This window comes from Psychrobacillus sp. FSL K6-4615 (genome assembly GCF_038008225.1).
Lineage (GTDB): Bacteria > Bacillota > Bacilli > Bacillales_A > Planococcaceae > Psychrobacillus > Psychrobacillus psychrotolerans.
On the sequence record NZ_JBBOYQ010000001.1, the window covers coordinates 3,414,157 to 3,432,793 of the forward strand.

General features: G+C 36.3%; 18 protein-coding genes. 6 read left to right on the top strand and 12 right to left on the bottom strand.

What is annotated here, in order from left to right:
- The first annotated feature begins 200 nt into the window (after positions 1 to 200).
- The 3 genes from MKX53_RS17100 to MKX53_RS17110 all read left to right on the top strand — a co-directional run bounded on the left by MKX53_RS17100 (position 201) and on the right by MKX53_RS17110 (position 2,188).
- A complete protein-coding gene (locus MKX53_RS17100; RefSeq protein WP_340912804.1) occupies positions 201 to 746 on the top strand; it encodes a GNAT family N-acetyltransferase in 546 nt (181 codons plus the stop codon).
- Positions 747 to 863: 117 nt separating this feature from the next.
- Entirely contained in the window at positions 864 to 1,247 is a 384-nt protein-coding gene (locus tag MKX53_RS17105; protein ID WP_340912806.1) for a potassium channel family protein, read from the top strand.
- Positions 1,248 to 1,393: 146 nt separating this feature from the next.
- Positions 1,394 to 2,188, top strand: a complete 795-nt coding sequence (locus MKX53_RS17110) for an ABC transporter substrate-binding protein (RefSeq protein WP_340912809.1) — start codon at positions 1,394 to 1,396, stop codon at positions 2,186 to 2,188.
- A 94-nt stretch (positions 2,189 to 2,282) separates the two neighbouring features.
- On the opposite strand, the gene MKX53_RS17115 is transcribed toward MKX53_RS17110, so the two are convergent.
- From MKX53_RS17115 to MKX53_RS17125, 3 genes are all read right to left on the bottom strand, one after another.
- The gene (locus MKX53_RS17115) at positions 2,283 to 7,382 is read right to left on the bottom strand and encodes an NPCBM/NEW2 domain-containing protein (RefSeq protein ID WP_340912815.1); all 5,100 of its coding nucleotides are present in this window, start codon (positions 7,380 to 7,382) and stop codon (positions 2,283 to 2,285) included.
- A 335-nt stretch (positions 7,383 to 7,717) separates the two neighbouring features.
- Entirely contained in the window at positions 7,718 to 8,023 is a 306-nt protein-coding gene (locus MKX53_RS17120; protein WP_340912816.1) for a DUF3817 domain-containing protein, read from the bottom strand.
- A 24-nt stretch (positions 8,024 to 8,047) separates the two neighbouring features.
- Positions 8,048 to 8,389: a zinc ribbon domain-containing protein YjdM gene (locus tag MKX53_RS17125; protein WP_093537385.1), complete on the bottom strand. Its 342-nt coding sequence runs from the start codon at positions 8,387 to 8,389 to the stop codon at positions 8,048 to 8,050.
- 151 nt (positions 8,390 to 8,540) lie between these two features.
- Here MKX53_RS17125 and MKX53_RS17130 point away from each other — a divergent pair, with 151 nt between their 5' ends.
- A complete protein-coding gene (locus tag MKX53_RS17130) occupies positions 8,541 to 8,690 on the top strand; it encodes a hypothetical protein (protein WP_175454042.1) in 150 nt (49 codons plus the stop codon).
- Positions 8,691 to 8,853: 163 nt separating this feature from the next.
- Here the strand turns inward: MKX53_RS17130 and MKX53_RS17135 are convergent, their stop codons facing one another.
- The 3 genes from MKX53_RS17135 to MKX53_RS17145 all read right to left on the bottom strand — a co-directional run bounded on the left by MKX53_RS17135 (position 8,854) and on the right by MKX53_RS17145 (position 12,524).
- On the bottom strand, positions 8,854 to 10,461 hold the full coding sequence (locus MKX53_RS17135; RefSeq protein WP_340912819.1) for a thiamine pyrophosphate-binding protein: 1,608 nt from the start codon (positions 10,459 to 10,461) through the stop codon (positions 8,854 to 8,856).
- Positions 10,462 to 10,610: 149 nt separating this feature from the next.
- A complete protein-coding gene (locus tag MKX53_RS17140; protein WP_340912821.1) occupies positions 10,611 to 11,243 on the bottom strand; it encodes an FMN-dependent NADH-azoreductase in 633 nt (210 codons plus the stop codon).
- A gap of 129 nt (positions 11,244 to 11,372) precedes the next feature.
- A complete protein-coding gene (locus tag MKX53_RS17145; protein WP_340913390.1) occupies positions 11,373 to 12,524 on the bottom strand; it encodes an MFS transporter in 1,152 nt (383 codons plus the stop codon).
- A gap of 98 nt (positions 12,525 to 12,622) precedes the next feature.
- On the opposite strand from MKX53_RS17145, the gene yeiL reads away from it, so the two are divergent.
- Positions 12,623 to 13,288 carry a transcriptional regulator YeiL gene (gene yeiL, locus MKX53_RS17150; protein WP_340912825.1) on the top strand — a complete coding sequence of 222 codons (666 nt, stop codon included), beginning with the start codon at positions 12,623 to 12,625 and terminating at the stop codon, positions 13,286 to 13,288.
- Between the two features lie 172 nt (positions 13,289 to 13,460).
- Here the strand turns inward: yeiL and MKX53_RS17155 are convergent, their stop codons facing one another.
- Positions 13,461 to 14,516 carry an LLM class flavin-dependent oxidoreductase gene (locus tag MKX53_RS17155; RefSeq protein ID WP_340912827.1) on the bottom strand — a complete coding sequence of 352 codons (1,056 nt, stop codon included), beginning with the start codon at positions 14,514 to 14,516 and terminating at the stop codon, positions 13,461 to 13,463.
- Between the two features lie 160 nt (positions 14,517 to 14,676).
- Here MKX53_RS17155 and MKX53_RS17160 point away from each other — a divergent pair, with 160 nt between their 5' ends.
- Entirely contained in the window at positions 14,677 to 15,024 is a 348-nt protein-coding gene (locus MKX53_RS17160; RefSeq protein ID WP_093537588.1) for a winged helix-turn-helix transcriptional regulator, read from the top strand.
- A gap of 85 nt (positions 15,025 to 15,109) precedes the next feature.
- Here the strand turns inward: MKX53_RS17160 and MKX53_RS17165 are convergent, their stop codons facing one another.
- From MKX53_RS17165 to MKX53_RS17185, 5 genes are all read right to left on the bottom strand, one after another.
- Positions 15,110 to 15,553: a GNAT family N-acetyltransferase gene (locus MKX53_RS17165; RefSeq protein WP_340912830.1), complete on the bottom strand. Its 444-nt coding sequence runs from the start codon at positions 15,551 to 15,553 to the stop codon at positions 15,110 to 15,112.
- Between the two features lie 27 nt (positions 15,554 to 15,580).
- Positions 15,581 to 15,775, bottom strand: a complete 195-nt coding sequence (locus MKX53_RS17170) for a hypothetical protein (protein ID WP_340831811.1) — start codon at positions 15,773 to 15,775, stop codon at positions 15,581 to 15,583.
- Positions 15,776 to 15,807: 32 nt separating this feature from the next.
- The gene (locus MKX53_RS17175) at positions 15,808 to 16,263 is read right to left on the bottom strand and encodes a GNAT family N-acetyltransferase (protein ID WP_093537378.1); all 456 of its coding nucleotides are present in this window, start codon (positions 16,261 to 16,263) and stop codon (positions 15,808 to 15,810) included.
- Between the two features lie 112 nt (positions 16,264 to 16,375).
- Entirely contained in the window at positions 16,376 to 16,963 is a 588-nt protein-coding gene (locus MKX53_RS17180) for a lipoprotein BA_5634 family protein (RefSeq protein WP_093537377.1), read from the bottom strand.
- Between the two features lie 178 nt (positions 16,964 to 17,141).
- A complete protein-coding gene (locus tag MKX53_RS17185) occupies positions 17,142 to 18,470 on the bottom strand; it encodes a TrkH family potassium uptake protein (RefSeq protein WP_340912834.1) in 1,329 nt (442 codons plus the stop codon).
- Between the last annotated feature and the right edge of the window lie 167 nt (positions 18,471 to 18,637).

Below are 18,637 nucleotides of genomic sequence, written 5' to 3' on the forward strand. Positions count from 1 at the left end.
CATTAAATTCGCTACCTCTACTTTTATTCCTGTTAAATATATAAATTTTCAGAACTATTATATATACTTAATTTAACTAACTATTGAGGAGTGATTAAGATGGAAAACGTTCTACAGGTGATTGAGAAGTAAAGTATTACACTTTCTCTTTCCAACCCAACAAACCTATACACTATTACAGGATGAAAAGAGGAATAATTTTGTACCAAGACAATGAATTAGTTATTAGACCTATTAAGCGTGGAGATTTAACGAGACTTTGGGAACTAACGTGCAAGGACGAAAAGCCAGAGTGGAAAAAATGGGATGCCCCCTATTATGAATATAAATCGGTACCGTATGACAAATTCATGGAGAAAGCTGATTCATATATAAATAGAGACGACTTTTGGGGGATAGAAGTAGATGGGATATTAAGAGGGATTGTTTCTTACTACTGGGAGCATGAACCTTCAAAATGGTTGGAGATGGGTATTGGACTTCATGAAGCCGGTAATTGGGGAAAAGGACTAGGAACACGCGCTTTAAGACTTTGGATGAATCATCTATTCACTACACTACCACTTGTTCGAGTTGGTTATACCACTTGGTCAGGTAACGAGCGAATGATTCGAGTCGGCGAAAAACTAGGCATGACAATGGAGGCCCGCATTCGAAAAGTACGGTACTATGACGGATATTACTACGATTCCATTCGAATGGGGATTTTACGAGAAGAATGGGATAACTCAACAGCCAACAATTAATCTAAATTGTGTCAGGCAGAGCAATATAATAAAGAATCTACACACTTTTTCTAAGTAGAGTGGGACATTTATTGATATACTACTTAAATAACAATCTAATATGTAGGTGGAATCAGTATGTTGTCCTTTATTTTAACCGTTAAAAGATTTATTGAAGCTTTAGTGAAAGCTTTTAAAACTCCGATGTTCTTATCTCTCTTTACCACGTTATTTCTTATCATTCTTTCTGGCACACTCTTCTATACAAATAAAGAAGGTTGGGGTGTCGTAGATGCCATATACTTCTGCGTTGTAAGTCTAATCCCAACTGGTGTAAATACAAACTTAACACCTGTAACCAATTTAGGTAAAATATTCACCATGCTATACTTGGTTGTAGGTACAGGGGTCATGTTTATCACACTACTTACTTTGGGAAAAACAATGATTAATACAAAAGCATTAGAAGAAAGAAAAGCAGAGGGTAAAAAGAAGCTTAATGAGTATAGGAAGAAAAAATAACTATATGAGTATCAAAACCAAGGACGTTCAATGGAGCTCCTTGGTTTTTTTCTTTTAATTGTTTTAATTTATCAAAACGTAAAGGAGAACTCTTCTCTTACCACGAACTTATTACTTAGCTGAATAATTAAAGGAGGACCATAAAGATGCATGAAGTTATAGATCACCTTGGTAGAAATGTGATTCTTCCTCATTCACCTAAACGCATTATTTCTATATGCCCCGCCATTACAGAAACACTTTTCTCTTTAGGCTTAGAAAAAGAAGTAATTGGTCGCACTAAATATTGTATCTTTCCTAAAGGGACAGTTGACCAAGTCCCGATTGTAGGAGGAACAAAAGAAGTTGATTTTGAAAAAGTTAAAGCGCTTCAGCCCGATCTTATATTTGCTGAAAAAGAGGAAAACACGAAAGAAATGGTATTGGAACTTGAAAAAATAGCACCAGTTTTCGTGCTAGAGGTAAAATCTATACTGGATGCATATAGGCTCATCACTACACTTGGTGAAGCTACAAAGACTACAGAGACTGCAAACCTCCTTTTAACTTCCTGCCAAAGATCGTTTCAATCCGTAGTAGGTAAAGAAAATGGTAAAGCCGCATATGTTATTTGGCGGAAACCTTATATGGTCGTTGGTGGCAACACTTATATAAATGACGTGCTACATCAAATGGGCTATCAAAATCCTTTTACTAACGAAGGCTCTAGATATCCTGTTGTAACAAAAGGGCAGTTAGCTAATGCTCAACTTGATAAACTTTTCCTAGCTTCAGAACCATTTCCATTTCAACAGAAACATTTAACTGAGTTCCAATCATTTCTTCCCCATACAGAAATAATATTAGTGGATGGTGAGATGTTTTGGTATGGCTCCAGAATGCTAGTGGCTGGGGAGTATTTAGCAGAATTAGTTATTAAATCAGAAGACCTCTGGAGCTAAAAAACATTTATTATGAACAAATTTATCTACCAATAAAGCCCAGCTCCCGTTAAACGAAATGGCAGCTGGGCTTGTGGAATTTTATCAAATACTTTTATTTATTATTGATTAGGTAACGTAATATAACCGTATCCGTATTTCCTTCAATCTTATAAGTAACACCTAACCAATAAAGTCCTTTTTCTTCATTTGTAAGGTCTACTGTGAAATTTTCTGGATTATCATCCATTGCATTTACATCTAACTCTTTTGTTTCACGGTTAATCGTGTGGCTAAATGCAACTAAATCAGGTTTAACCTTCTTACCATCTAGCCCTATCACAATATTCTCCACTTCAATTACTGGACCTTTTATTTCTCCCATTTCAACAAATTGAGTATCAACAATCAATGTAGTTAATTTACTCAATCCATTTAATGGAGAGAAATCAGTTATTTCATTTCCTTTTATGACAAGTTTCTCTAGATTTTCCGCATATTCTAATCCTTCTAGTGAACGTGCTCCAGAGGATTCAATTGTTAGGTTGGTGAGTTTATACATATCACCAAGCGTAATATCACCCTTTAACTGTAATGTACTTTTAATGGTATTACTTAAATAGTTTTCTTTAATTGTTATCACTTGAGTTAAATCCACTTTTACTAACCCTGCTTTTGCTACTTCTAATACTCCTAATACTTCATCTACTTCAATTTGTATAGCGTTTTTATTGGCTAATACTGTTTTTGCTTTTGCTATAGCAGTTTGTAGAGCTTTCACACTAGCCTCAGTATATCCATCGGTTTCTATTGCCTCAGCAACATCTATTAGAGATACTAGATCACCTGTATATACTTTATCAGCATTTACATAATGTAATTTAGCATTTCCCCATGTTGCATGGTCAGAACCATCTCCATTACCGCCATCCGTTACGACTAATTTTAATTCCTTTGCTCCCGCAAGATTCACTTCAACGAATTTTTGAGGAACTTTAGATGTCATTAACCCACTGTCGAATTGCTTTGCACCATCAACATATACTTGGAACACAACAGAACCTACACTGTTATACATTTGATGATCTACCCCGACAAATGAGGTAAAGTAAGATGCATCTTTAACGGTTAAATCGTACACAATTGTTGAATTAGAATGTGCTCCAATTCCTTTTTCATAGACTACTTCACTGCCGCCTTCGTTTGTTAATCTTAAACTATTACCACTGGTAGCTTTATCTTTTAGAGGTGTTGCATAGCTGTTTTGAGTCGACTTCCAATCATCATCTGATAGGTATTCGTAATCTTCCATATTTACTACTGAGATTATTCTTTTTTCTGTTACTGCATTCCCTTCACTATCTGTTACAGTATAGAAAAGCTCGTATTTACCAGCTTTATTAAAGTTCACACTATCAATACCTGTTACTTCTACTTTAGAAGTCAAATCGCCATCTTCTGCATCAGTAGCTGAATATTCCCCTTTAATATCGATTGGTTGTCCAACTTTGGTTGCTTCAGATCGAACGATAAGCACTGGTGAGCTAGAGTTTTTTATAAACTTAGCATCAGCCCACACTGTATGATCGGCCGTATTACCATTAGTTCCGGCATCAGTTGTGATAAGTTTTACTTCTTTTCCACCGGTTAATGGAATTTTCACAAATTCACTTCCTGTATTTGATCCAACCACGTCACTCACATATTGTTTTTTTCCATCAACCCATATTTCAAATCTCGCAGATGAACCTTGTCCCCTAACCGCTTGATCGATGCCAATATAACTTTCAAAGAAATCAAAGCCTTTACCATCGATATTATATACCACTTCTGACTTAGCATGTGCGCCGATTCCTTTAGGATACGTTATTTCTAGTCCCTGTCTAACTAGTCCGATTGCTCCCCCAGATGGTGATTTGTCTTTCTTATAACCACCCCAAGCTATGTTCATTGAAACCGGAATTATATCCGAAGCATACTCGAAATCACTTGTTACTGTAACTTGGGTCGTCTTTGTTTCAGTAACGCCGTTACTGTTCACTGTATAAACAATCTCATAGTTCCCTTTTTTGGTTATATCCACATTTGATGTAATCGTAACATCTTCTGTAATATTATTTCCTTGATAGTCAACTACTTGTACATAATCTATTGGATCAAATTGTTGGTTTATTTTAAGTGTCAACTGATTTTCGATGGAGATAGTAGGTTTGAATGATTTTACTTCAACACGTTTTAAGCTATTTAGCTTTTTATCATACGCAACGACTTCATAGGTATAATTTTCTTTCACATCAACGTTTTGATCGACAAACGTTGCATTGGAAGTAAAGCCTATCAATGTACCATTTCGAATAATTTCATATCCTAGTAAATGATTTTTATTCGTTGTTTCTATTCCAAGCATTAGCGTATTTGTTTGATTCGCTTCGTTACGAGCGATGTTCACATTGACCGAAGCATCTGCAGTAAAGCCAGTCCCTTCATAGCCTACTACACTATTATTTAAATACCATATTTTTTTAGGAGCAGGATATTGACTTACTTCTTCTTTCGTTTCATCACTAACCGTAAATCCATGTCTAGCAAAATAACTACTTAAATCCATATTTAACACTTCCGAAGAAAATTGAATTAAGTATTGTTGTTTGGAATGATCACCATTCGGGAGGGATACGGATCTTTCACGATAGTATTTATTTAATTCTACCCAATAGCCTGGATGAGCTATTTCAAGTTGCCAGAACGCTCCAAGTCTTTCTTGTAAAGATAGATTACTCATAACCGATTTGTTTTCTTCCACTAAATAGTTATACATTTTTTCAAAGGGAATTCGGTTATCGATAGAATTATAGGATACTGACATAGCCATGGATACCATGTTATTTGTTACTTCGCCATATTCCCTGACACCAACAGCCATTCGATGGCCAATCTCGTGTGTTAATCCCCAGCCTGGATACGTTGTACTAAAATCACTGAACATGAACGGAACAGTACCTCTTTGTATACCTGTATGATTCCCTGCTGCATACATTGCGCCATATGGTTGCATCAACCGTATGTTTTCTCTAATATATTTTGGATCATGAACTTCACTGCTTTCATCCAATCCAGAGAAGTCAAATACCTTACTAATCCAGACATCATAACCAGTTACTGTTTTCAACGGGTCATGATTTCCGTTAATATATTGTTTATATGCCGCTGAAGCTGTACCCGTAAAGATAATGCGATCACTCACGATTTCTACTACATCAATTAAATCGCGTTCTTTTACATCTGGATGTGCTGCTACGTCCGCATTTAACCGACTATTGTAGTCAGTTAAAAACGTTTTAAATTCTTCTGGATTTGTCGTCTTTGTGAAAATCGGGAATCTTTCTCCCCCTTCAATTCTTATGACAGGAGCTTTCTTTTGTTGTTCAGGCGTGTAAGGATTTACGATATAGAGAGGCCCTCCCTGCGTAACATTTCCTGTGTATATGGTTGGAACGGTAAATTCATTTTTACCTGGTTTTAAATTGACAGACCTTGCCCACGCATTCCAACTACCTTCCTGTTGGGTGAAGACTAGTTGCGGTAATTGGCCACTAGCATCTGCATCGACATATACAGTAATCTTTTCCCCAGCTTTAACTGCGATTCCTGTTGGCTGGTTATTTGTTCCATATGGCATTTTCAAATTCTGTTGAGCATGACTGACCATATCACCGTGCTGTTCAGCTTCAATAATTCTTCCTTCAGTGACCAGCTCGCCTTTTACAATTCTTTTGGCTAGTTCAAAGCCTTCTCTGTAAGTTTCATATAAAGGATGTGACTTTGCTTCTTCTTCTAGCGCAATGACTTGATTTAACGTACGGTATTCGTCCGTAACCGCGCTCATTGTATTATCAGTGAAAATACTTTGCACCTTATTTTGGATCACATCTTCTTTATAAAATGCTAATTCAGATAATGTTGCCCAGTTTTGATTTGATTTTTTGAACTTAAACTTAATACGCTTAAATGTGGTAGGTGCAAATTTAGCTTCTATTAAGCCTGCTTCCATTATGTGTTGACCAGTTGCCAACAGCTGATATGTATCTCCTTGTGAGGTTTGAGAAGCATATATTTCGAATTCCTCTGCAAACCCTTTACGATCAGATTTTCTCGCTCCGTACATAACTCTATCTAATGTAACTAGGTCTTTGAATGTGACTTCTACTTCATTAGAGAAAGTGGATGTATTACCTTTATTCGTTTCCCAATACGTATCTAAATTGCCATCAACAGCTTTTCCGATTACAGCGTTGCTATAGTGACCCGCATTGTTGTTAATACTTTCGATATTATCATAGTCCATACGAAATAGTTCAGCATACTTTGTATTCGCATAATGACCAAATGTTTTCGTTACCGCTGTAGTTGCTTCTATCTTTTGTGTGCTTAATACATATTTAGCATTTTCTATATCTTCTTTAAACTGTTCATATAAAGGATGAGATTTGACATCGTCTTCGAACTGATTTAACTTTTCTACCGTATCGAAATCTGCGGATACTTGGTTTTTACTGCTATCCGTAAATAATCTTGCCATTTGATCTGCTAGAACATCTTCTTTATAGAATCTAAATTCTGCTGCAAATGGTCTATCTATATTAGCTTTTTTAAACTTAAACTTTATTCTTTTAAAACTTGTTGGTTCGAATTTAAATTCTACAAAATCACTAGTTTTTACTGCCGTTCCACTAGCAACTAGTTGGAATGTTTCGCCATCACTTGTCTCAGATGCATAAATCTCAAATTCTTCTGGAAAGCCTTTTTGATTTACTGATCTTGCTAAAAAACCTATTCTATCTAGTACATCGGCTTCCTCTAATTCAAATATCAGCTCATTTGTAAACGTATCACTATTGTTTTTATCGGTTTCCCAATGTGTGTTCGGCTGATTATCTAATATGTATTCTAGCTTCGTCCCTGAATAGCTTCCTGCATTTGTAGTAATCTCTTTTACATTCGAATTAGGCATTCTGTAATTATTATCATATGCCGCTTCAAACTCTGTTCCATATGCTGTTAATTTTGATACTTTTGCTGTTGCATTAACCTTCCCTTCTATTGTTGTATTCACCACACTTTGAACTGGTAGCTCTTGGGCTAACACATTAAATGGAACACTTGCAATGTTAATAGCCATAGCTGCTGCTGTCGCAATTGACAATACTTTTTTCAAAAACATTACCTCCTAAATAATTTTATAATTTGAAGAATCAATCTAAAGAAAATACAATGAATACTCTAAAAATGATATATGGAAAATTATTAAAATAAAGCTACATTTTAGCAAAAATAATAATAAGCATCACAATAAGATCATATGTATCATAATTTATTTATATATACATTACTTATTACACTTTTTTCGATAATATAGAACCAAGCCTTTAGAATCATTTCATCTAAATTACTTTTTCTTTTGAATTTGACTAGGTATTAAACCTTAAAGAAAAATTAAAAGACTTAAGTCCATATGTAATCGGACTTAAGTCTTTTAAATTTACTTGATTATTAGTTATGAAAACGAACTGCCATCTTCTTTAATTGCCAGTCATAAATAAAATTACCAAAAGGAATAAATGCTACTGCCAAAGCTAACATAGACCAGATAATATTCCACTTTAATCGAATTTGTACATATAAAATAACAAGTACATACGAAACAAAGATAAAACCATGTACAGATCCAACTATCGTAACTGCCATTGGTATATCCATCCAATACTTTAAGGGCATCGCAATAAACAGAAGGACTACCAAGGATATCCCGTCTAAAATACCTGCAATTCTTAATTTTCCAAGTGTGTTTTTCATCATACGTTTATACCTACATTTCTATATTTATATCTTCTTCACAAATTCGGATTTTAGCTTCATCGCACCGAACCCATCAATTTTACAGTCAATATTATGATCTCCTTCTACTATTCGGATACTTTTTACCTTTGTACCTTGTTTTAACGTAGAAGAACTGCCTTTTACCTTTAAGTCTTTAATAACCGTTACCGCATCCCCATCCGTTAAGATATTTCCATTTGAGTCTTTTACAATTTGTTGTTCCTCATTATTCTCACTATCCACCTGTTGAGACCATTCGTGAGCACATTCCGGACAAACAAACATATTTCCGTCTTCGTATGTATATTCAGAATTACATTTTGGGCAATTTGGTAAAGCTGCCATATTATTTTCCCCCATTCACTTATTAGTCTCCATTCTAAAGTATTGCTTCACTGCATTCAACCACATACTTATTCTTTAATGTCTAGATGTTTACCACATTCTTCCGATGGGTACTCAATCTTTAAGACTATAACATTAGGAGTGAGCTAATATGGAAGAAGAAAAACGTGTAGAGGTGCATCGCGAGGAAAGAACTGACTCAGGAATGGTTGGAGCTACTTTTATCAAATATGCAGCATATTTAATCATATTCTTTGGTGTTCTTTGGTTCTTAATCTCCTATGTATTCCCGATGTTTTAATTCGAAATGTGAAGCGCCTATGTAAGCCCCGATAAAGGATTTTAGTAAAGGCGTACCTTGTCTTTACTAAAATCCTGAAGTGACTCAAGAGGCTAGGCGCTAGAACTAGACAAAATTGAAAAGCGATATCCCCATTCGTATTCCAATGGAGATATCGCTTTTCTTATTCTGTTTCCGGAAAGAAAGCTTGAGCAGTCGGAATATCTACTAAACTTGGCCCCGCAGACGCGATTGCACTCTGAATGACAGACTCTAGCTTGTCCTCATCATGGACTCGAAAGGCTTTCCACCCACATGCTTCCGCTATCTTAACAAAGTCTGGGTTAGTTAGCTTAGTTCCTATTTCTTTTAAACCTGCTGCTTGAATTTTGTCACTTTCCATTTGTAACGAACCATTATTGAATACAATAACGGTAATATCTAAATTATACCGAGTAGCGGTCAAAAGGTCTGCTAGCACCATCTCGAGGCCTCCATCACCTACAATAGCAACAACTTGTTCCTCTGGTTTCTCCATTTTCGCTGCGATTGCTGCAGGCAATCCAAAGCCCATGGAACGCCAATAACCCGAAAAAAATATGTTCTGATTACTTTGCCTAAAATTACGATTCATCCATACTGTTACATCTCCAGTATCAATTGTTAGGATTGCGTTTTTTGCAACTGATTTCTCTATGCCTCGTACTATACGTGAAGGGTGTAACGGGTAATCCGTGGCTCTCCCTTCTTGTTCGTTCTCAATAGCCCATTTAGTTTTAATCTGCTCAATACGATTAAGCCAGTCGGTATTCGGCTCATGTCCTGCGATGGTCTCATGAAGAAGTGGAACAACTTGCTCCGTTTTACCTTTAATAGCAAGTTCCACTGGAATACCACTTGTAGCACTTTCTATATGTGTATCAATTTGAATAATTCTCGCCTTTTCCGGAACATAACCTTCTGGCCACCAGGAAACACCAGCAAGAAGTACAACATCAGCGTCTTTAAAAACTTTCGGGGCATGAGGGTTTCCTCCTTCTCCAATCCCTTGGAGAAGATATGGAATTGTCTCCTCAAAAAGTCCTTTTCCACCGAAGCTTGTAATAATGCCTGCTCCCCATAGTTTAGCTAAACCTTCAATCGCTTCAGTGGCTTTCCAGGCACCTGCTCCAGCTAATATCATCGGTTTCTTTGCTGTTTTCATCAGGCTCGCTACTTTTTCCAAATCATCCCTTTGGAATGTCTCTGCTCCTTCAATTACTTGAGGAAGTGGTCGTGCCTCTACCTCGGTCTCTTTCTCAAATAAATCCTTTGGAATAGAAAGATGGGTAACCGCTCGTTGTTGCAATGAGATTTGAGTAGCTTTCTGTAGTAACTCAACAATTGCATCTTCACTAGCTAAATTTGCCGAGTAGGTAGCAAATGGTTTAAACAGCTCTTGTTGGTCTACATATTGTTGAAAATTGGTACCAATTTTATTTAATGGTGCTTGACCTGTGATAGCTAGTACTGGGGCTCTATCTGCATATGCATCTCCCAATCCATTTAGCAGATTTGTTGCACCTGGTCCCATTGTAGATGTACAAACTGCAAGGTTTCCGGTAAGCTTCGCTTCTGCAGAAGCCATAAATGCTGCAACCGATTCATGTTTCACTGCTATAAATTCAATCTGATCCTGTTTAGCTAATGCATCTAATAATCCAATAATTGTATCCCCTGTGACTCCATAAATACGCTTAACGCCGTAGTAAGATAGCTGATCCAATATCACTTCTGCAACTGTTTTTCTCATAGACTAACCACTCCTTTATATTCTCCTATATTTAAAAGGTGCCCTTAATCCTTATGAAATAAACTTTTTTAAATTATATAGAATCGGTCGCAACAAAAAAAGCGTCCATAAAGTCTAGTAATAGACTTCATGAACGCTTATTGATAATTTTATACTAATTGTTTTGAAAGTTTTGTAGCAGCTGCTTTTACTTTTTCTAAGCCTTCTGCAACGATTGCATCTGCTTGTGCAGGCATAGCATTATGGCCTTCAATAATTACTTCGTCCACAATTTGCATACCGAAAACGCCACCTAATACATTTTTCATGTAGTTAACAGCCATTTCCATTGGTGCTGCTTCTGGTGCAGAGTAAATACCACCACGAGCATTTAAGATAACTGCTTTCTTGTCCGTTAACAATTGCACTGCTTGACCATTTTCGTCATATTTGAACGAGAAGCCAGCTTGGTAAATATAGTCAATAAACACTTGTAATGGTGCTGGAATTGTTAAGTTCCAAAGTGGGAATGCGAATACTACTACATCAGCAGCAGTTATAGCATCCATTGCTTTTTGTTTAGCCGCTATTAAACGAGCTTCTAATTCTGTTAACTCTAATCCCTCTGATAATTTACCAAATGCATTAAAAAGATCTTGTCCGATAAAAGGCATGTCTTCTGCAAATACATCATAAGTTGTTACGTTTGCGCCTTCTAGATTTGCCATAAATGTATCATACATTCTGCCAGAAATAGCTTCTGCAGAAGGACGGTTATTTGCTTTTACTACTAAAATATTCATTAATTATTTCCTCCAATGTTTTATTACCTTGGTAATCATAACAACTTATTATACTACTTTCAATTACTTTGAATTCAAAACGAATATAACTACTTTTTTGTCGTCACTAATTTTTCACAATTCCTTAGCTTAGTAGCTAAATCTTCTACGTGTTACCAGAATAATAATCATTGCTGGAATTGTACATAAAATCATACCTAAAAAAGATAAACCTGGTTCAATTTCATATAGATAGCCACCAACAAATGTTAAAATAGCTGTGCTTAGGCTAAGTGCTAATCCGGAATAAATACCTTGCGCATTGGCAATTTGTTGTTTTGGTAAAGATAAATTCAAGTAGCGAATAAAAGCAATATGCGCCATTCCGAAAGACAGCGCATGTAGCGCTTGAGAAATGATAAACATTCCAACGCTAGGGAATAAGTAAATCATACCCCAGCGGATGGTAGAACCAATCCCTGCTAACAACAATAAGGAGGAAGGTCTCCACTTAGACAAAAAGTTATCCGCCTTCATGAAATACAAAACTTCAAAAATAACCGCAATATTAATAATCATACCGATATAGAAAGGATTTACATTTAAACCCTGCAAATAAATATATCCATAATTGTAATAGGCAGCATGTGCACCTTGAAGTAAAAAAACAACGACGAGTACAATCGGAAATGTTTTTACTTTCCAAAGCTCCTTCATCGATAGCTTTCCTTTCCTATCTTGTGGAGAGGGAGTTACAAGTAAGACTAGCGGAGTCGGCATGAACTGCTTGATCAATAAAAATAATAATCCTATGATCATACTCCAAAGAATCGCTTGCTCTCCCCAAACCCCTGTTAACATACTTATAATAAGTACTGCAACGACAAACCCAATGGATCCATACGACCGACTTTTTCCGTAGTGCACCTTTCCTTGTCGTACAAGTGAAGAAGCCCCACTTTCAATGGCTGGCATTAACGTCGGATACACTAAACTAAATAATAATGTGATCAGTAGCAAAGACATGCTAGAAGTTGCCGGTATATAGAGAACAGTTGCAAATAAAGCCAGTATAGTAAAGGTAATAATTATTTTTTTGCTACTCATAAATTTAGACATAAAAGGAAATAAAAACATTGTTGCTGCTGCACGTGCAACTAAACCAAATGCCATAATCATACTTGCATTAGCTACAGTTAAATCCTTCCCTTCAACTAACCAACCAGTCCAGTATGGCAAAAAGATTCCCCATGTAAAAAAGAAGACAAAAAAGCTCTGCGAAAGCCAACGCTGATTGTTTATCATTTTACAAAACCTCCATTCGCTAGATTGAATGTTAGCATGAGTCAAATTATAATAATAGGAGATATCTCATATATTTGAAGGGTGGATGACATACCATGAATTTACTAAAGGGGTTAGAAAAGGCATATTACATAGAAAAATATACAATTCAATCACTTTTTTCTTTTGACATTTCTCCCTTTGTACAGGTTTTTCAATTTGAAAAGGGCGATTTTATCATTCAAGAAGGATCAGCACCTGAGTATCTCTTTTATATGGTAGAAGGTAAGGCAAAACTCTACGTGTCCCACAAAAATGGCAAAGTTTCATTGATCAACTTTTTAACCCCACCAATATTCATGGGAGAAATCGAGCTATTAAACGAAGAAAAGTATTCCAAAAGTATACAAACTAGCTCAAAATGCATTTGTTTAGGAATCGCAATTAAAAAATGCAAAGAAAAACTACTAGCGGATGCTCACTTCCTGAAATATTTATGTATATTTTTAAGTAATAAATCTACTGCTCATTCTACCAAGTATACAAAGCATCAAGCGTATCCGCTAGAAAATAAGCTAGCAGAGTTTATACTTTTATCCTCACACGAAGATATATACAGGGAAAAGCATACGGAAATCAGCGATTACTTCGGCGTATCCTACCGACATTTACTGCATACATTTGCTCAATTATCAGAAGCAGGTATGATAGAAAAAATAAAAATGAGTTACAAAATATTAGATAGAGAAAAGCTTCAGGCGTTAGCCGACGAAATCAAATAAAACATAGCGTCAAAATGAGTAGACTTCCATAAATCCTATTGATTAGTTAAATCTGAAAACGTTATGATATCTTTTTAAGACAGCTTTCTAGAGGAAGCACTATTACAAAAAACACCTTGTAACGAATTTCTAATCGCCCCAAGGTGTATCTATTATTACTATTGATTTAATACTACTTAGCTGTATATTTTTTAATAGCAGGCAGAATCTCAGTGCCAATAAGTTCAATATTCTTCATAAGTTTCTCGAAAGGTACGCCGCCAAAATCCATTTGTCCGATATATCTTTGATGGCCAAATACTTCATGCTGGTATAGAATTTTTTCGATGATTTGCTGCGGACTTCCAATATTCATGACATTGTGTGGGTCAGCACCTAAAGCAAATGCATCCCTAGGGTAACCACCGCCATTCGATAATTTCATTCCTTCATTGATATAAGGGTAGTATTCGTTTTGTGCTTGTTGTGTCGTTTCTGCTGCATAGAAGAAGCCTGCAGTTGCTACTGGAAGTTCAGCAGGATTATAGCCACTACTTTTAGCTGCATCGCGATATGCATCAATGGAGCGTTTAAAAGAAGACGCTGGTCCTCCTAAAGTAGCTAAAAACATTGGGACACCAGCATGCCCTGCCTTAATCGCACTTGCAGGATGTCCACCGACTGCACGCCAAATAGGCAGTGAACCGTCTTGCGGGCGTGGGATAACACTTGCATCTTTCAATGGTGCTCGGAATTGTCCACTCCAATTGATGACATTCTCTTGGTTTATCTTCAATAATAGCTCAAACTTTTCTTCGTATAATTCCTCATAATATCGAACATCATACCCTAACAATTCGAATAGACCTATTCTAGATGCACGTCCAGCTACAATTTCTGCACGTCCTTTGGATAGCAAATCTATTGTGGCAAAGTCTTCATAGACTCGAACTGGATCTGACGTACTGATGATTGAGGATGAACTCGCAATCTTAATCTTATTAGTTGCTTGTGCAATTGCTGCCAAAACAACTGTGTGAGCCTGTGTTGCAAAATATTCCTGGTGACTTTCTCCAACACTGAAAAAGTCAATTCCCGCCTGCTCTGCTAACTTTGCCAACTCTATAATTTCATGTATGCGCTGCGCTGCAGAAATACGTTCTCCTGTATGTGGATTCGGCATATGATCCCCTAATGTATATAACCCAAATTCCAATCCTTTGCTTTGATCAATACGATATTTTTCCATTTACCTCACCCTTCTAATTAAATACTTTTCTCCATTTTCGGTGTTAATAACTATTACCTCTACGAGTAGTATAATATTGAAAGTCAAAATACATAAGTACGCACAAAAAAGTGGTATAGTATACTAAATGATACTAATGAGAGGAGATCGCATTATGGGGATAGAAATGCAACCAGAGCTTTGCAAAGTAGACGACGCTTTAGGTATTCTAGTGGGAAAATGGAAACCGATTATTTTATTAATCCTATTACAAGAAGGTACAAAAAGATTCAGCGATTTAAAACGTAGTGTACCTGGCATTACTCAAAAAATGCTAACAAAACAGCTTCGAGAGTTAGAAGAGGAAGATATTATTACCCGTAATGTCTACGCTCAGGTCCCACCGAAAGTGGAATATTCCATGAGTGAGTATGGAAGAAGCTTAGAACCCATTTTGATGGCTATGCATGAATGGGGAACTGCACATACTCTTCATAAAACAAAAAAAGTACAACAACAAACAGGTTGACTTGCGATTGATTCTCATGATATTTCAACTAAATGCCATAAAAATCGGCCCCTAAAAGAAGGAGCCGATTTTTTATGTACAATAACTAGTTCATTTCTCCAGCTGGCATTACCATATCAATATGAGGAATATTATCCTCCAAATATACCTCTGACACTGTTTCAAAACCAAAGGACTTATAGAAATCCTCCAAATGAGCTTGAGCCTGAGCATAGATAGCCATTCCCGGATAAATAGTTTCGATATATTCCATCCCCCTAGCTACAAGCTCTCTACCTAAACCAGATTTTCTATGTTCTTGGTCTACTAAAACTCTACCAATATGGATCATATCTTCTTTCGGGAACACACGCATGTATGCACTTAGTTCATTATTTTCTTCTTTAAAAATATGTGTACTAATAAGATCTACATCGTCTACTTCCGGATAAGGACAATTCTGCTCCACTACAAAAACCGCCACTCTTACTTTATAAATTCGTTGTAATTCCAATGCACTCAACTCTTCAAATGCCATATAATTCCACATACCCACCACTCCTTACGATAAATCCTATTATATACCATCAATGAGATTACCGATAACTCTTCCTACGCCTCTAACTAACCAGAAACCCATTCGGAAAGGCAGGAGAAGTAACTCTGGTATCCAAAAGAAAACATCAAATACAAAGTCACCAAAAGTATAATGTTCACTATACTTTCTACGTTCCTTTCTAACTTCTTTCTTATTCTCCCATCGCTCACCCAATTATTACCACTCCCCCAGTAAATGACTTCATTTCATCTATGCCCATCTTTTCTCGCTTGTATGTACCCATAATAAGTACATGTTCCATGTTGGTTTAAATCCTTTACTTCAAAGCCACATTTCTCATAAAAACTAAAATTATTAGCAGATGTATGAGCGAACCAATCGCCGTGCGGAAGCTTTTGCACACATAATTGTACAAGCTTTTGACCAATTCCTTTTCCTCGATATTCCGAATGCACTGCTAAATCCATAATATTTGCTGCCATTATTTGATCGGAAATAACTCTGACCATTCCAATCATTCTTTCATCCTCCCAAACGGTATATGCCCAGGTAGAATTTTCAAATATTAAGGTGAACTTCTCTTTCTGCCAGTCTGGTGTATGCTTACTCCAACCCGCATCTTTAAAGAGTTCCTCTACATATTCGGCAGGAATTCCCTTTGTTCCTTCTCTAATAACGAGCCCTTCAAAATAGTGATACATTCCATACTGCCCCCTCATGTCATTAATATATATACTACATGTAGGTAGTTATTTCCTTTTTTACATCTATCCAAAAAAAGACTGCCCATGGATATGGACAGCCCCTACTTAACTAATCATTAAATCTCACAAGTGTTCTTTCTTCTACACCATAATCACTTAATCCGTCTGCACTAGGATCTTTGTCATACTCTAGTAAAGCCATCATTTTTTCTGTTCCTTTAATCGAAGCCCAATCAGCATCATTTACGATTAGAAACATGTCCGCATATGCTCTTCCTCTTCCAATGACATTGTTCCCCTCATATTTTACGTTTAACTCCATGCCCTCTAAGTTAAGTGCTGCTGGCTCTTTCTTAGCAAAAAGTATTCCCTCACCCACCGCTACTTTCGGAAGAGATGAAATTACTGCTGTTTTAGCTTTTTCTTGATTTGTTATTTCTCTTATTAATTTTTTCTTTACAAGTGATTGAGCAGTTTCGTCTTTTAAGACAAGGATACGTTGCCCATCATTTTCCACAATTTTAATCTTGTACTGATCTTCCTTTACTAATTCATCCTTCTCTCGCTCTAAAGAATCGATGATTTGTTGTTCTTCCCCATATAGAATTACTCCATTTGCTTTTTCGAACATACCGCACCCTGTTAACACTGTTGATATTAAAAAGGCAGTTAGACATACCATAAGTAATTTTTTCATTTTATTAGCTCCTTTTCTATTTTCTTAAACCTTCCTTGCTACTGACTTTAGTATAGGAGAAATCGTTATTTCGAGCATTCGCTTTAGATGACGTTAGCATTACATTTTTGCAACATTGCATTTTTACGCAAAAAAAGAAGAGTCGTCTATTTTAAAGTAGACGACTCTTTGTTTGAAATTATCCTGTGAAAACCTGATCATACGGGTATCGATAATGAACTTTCTTTGGCTTCATAAGTATGAAAAACAAAGTTAGAGGACCAATTCTCCCGATAAACATTACCATACATAAAAGCACTTCACCTATATCACTAATTTGTGAGGTTATCCCCATTGATAGTCCAACTGTTCCAAAAGCCGATACAACTTCAAATGCTAGAGGTAAGAAGGAGATCTTTTCGGTAACAGTTAATAGAAATAAAAAAAAACAGACTATAAATAAACTTATCGTTGAAATCGCTAGAGATCTTATAACTGTCTCCAAACGAATAGACCTTCCAAATAATTCTGGCTCACTACGTTTACGTAAAAAAGAAAATGTTGCTAATACGATTACGATAAATGTTGTTAGCTTAATACCAGACGCTGTCGATGCACTACCTGCTCCTATAAACATTAAAACCATCGTGACGAGTATAGTCGGATCTTCCATATCACCGTAATTTAATGTATTAAATCCTGCTGTACGAGGACTTACACCTTGGAAGTAGGATACCATTAGTTTATCCTGTAATGGCATAGAGCCAATTGTTGCCGGATTATTATATTCCAACAGGAAAACAAAAGCGATAGCTATAACATTGATAATGATGGTTCCTACAACCATCATTTTCGTATGAAGGGACCATTGCTTAAATGACTTTTTCTGTTGAATATCCACTACTACAGTAAACCCGATTCCGCCGATTATAAATAATAATGATAAAACGATATTCACAATAGGGTCATGCGCAAAGCCAATGAGGTTATCAGGAAATAAGGCAAACCCAGCATTATTAAATGCCGAGATTACATGAAAGACACTTAAATATAAAGCCTCCTTAAATCCGAAAGTCGGTATCCAGTGTATAGTCAAAACCAATGTGGCGAAAAGTTGAACCGATAGAACGAATGTTAAAATCAGCTTCACTAGCTTTATAATGCCTCCAACTGAGTTTTGATTGAATGATTCTTGTATATAAATACGGTTTTGGAAGCCTATTTTCTTCTTTAACAGTATTAGTATAGCTACTGCAAATGTCATTAAACCAATGCCACCACATTGAATAAGTACCATTAATACAACTTCTCCAAATATAGTCAATGTACTCCCAGGGTCAAACACACTAAGCCCTGTCACAGTAGTCGCCGACGTAACTACGAATAATGCGTCTATCCAAGATATATGGGTGGTTGTTGCAATAGGCAATTTTAACAAAAGGGTTCCAACGAATATTAAAAACAAAAAACTTCCTGCAATAATAACAGGTGGCGACATAGTCCTTCTTTTCCTTTTAAGAGTTTGCATACGAGCACTTCCTAGAACCAGATTTGAAAAACCTATTTCTTGAAGAGAATTTGAAGGTAATAATACTCCGAAGTATTGAACTTGTAAATATATTTTTTAGCTCGAAAGGTACCATCCCACAGACTAATATAAAACTAATCGCCGTTCTCCAAAGATAGAAAAAACAT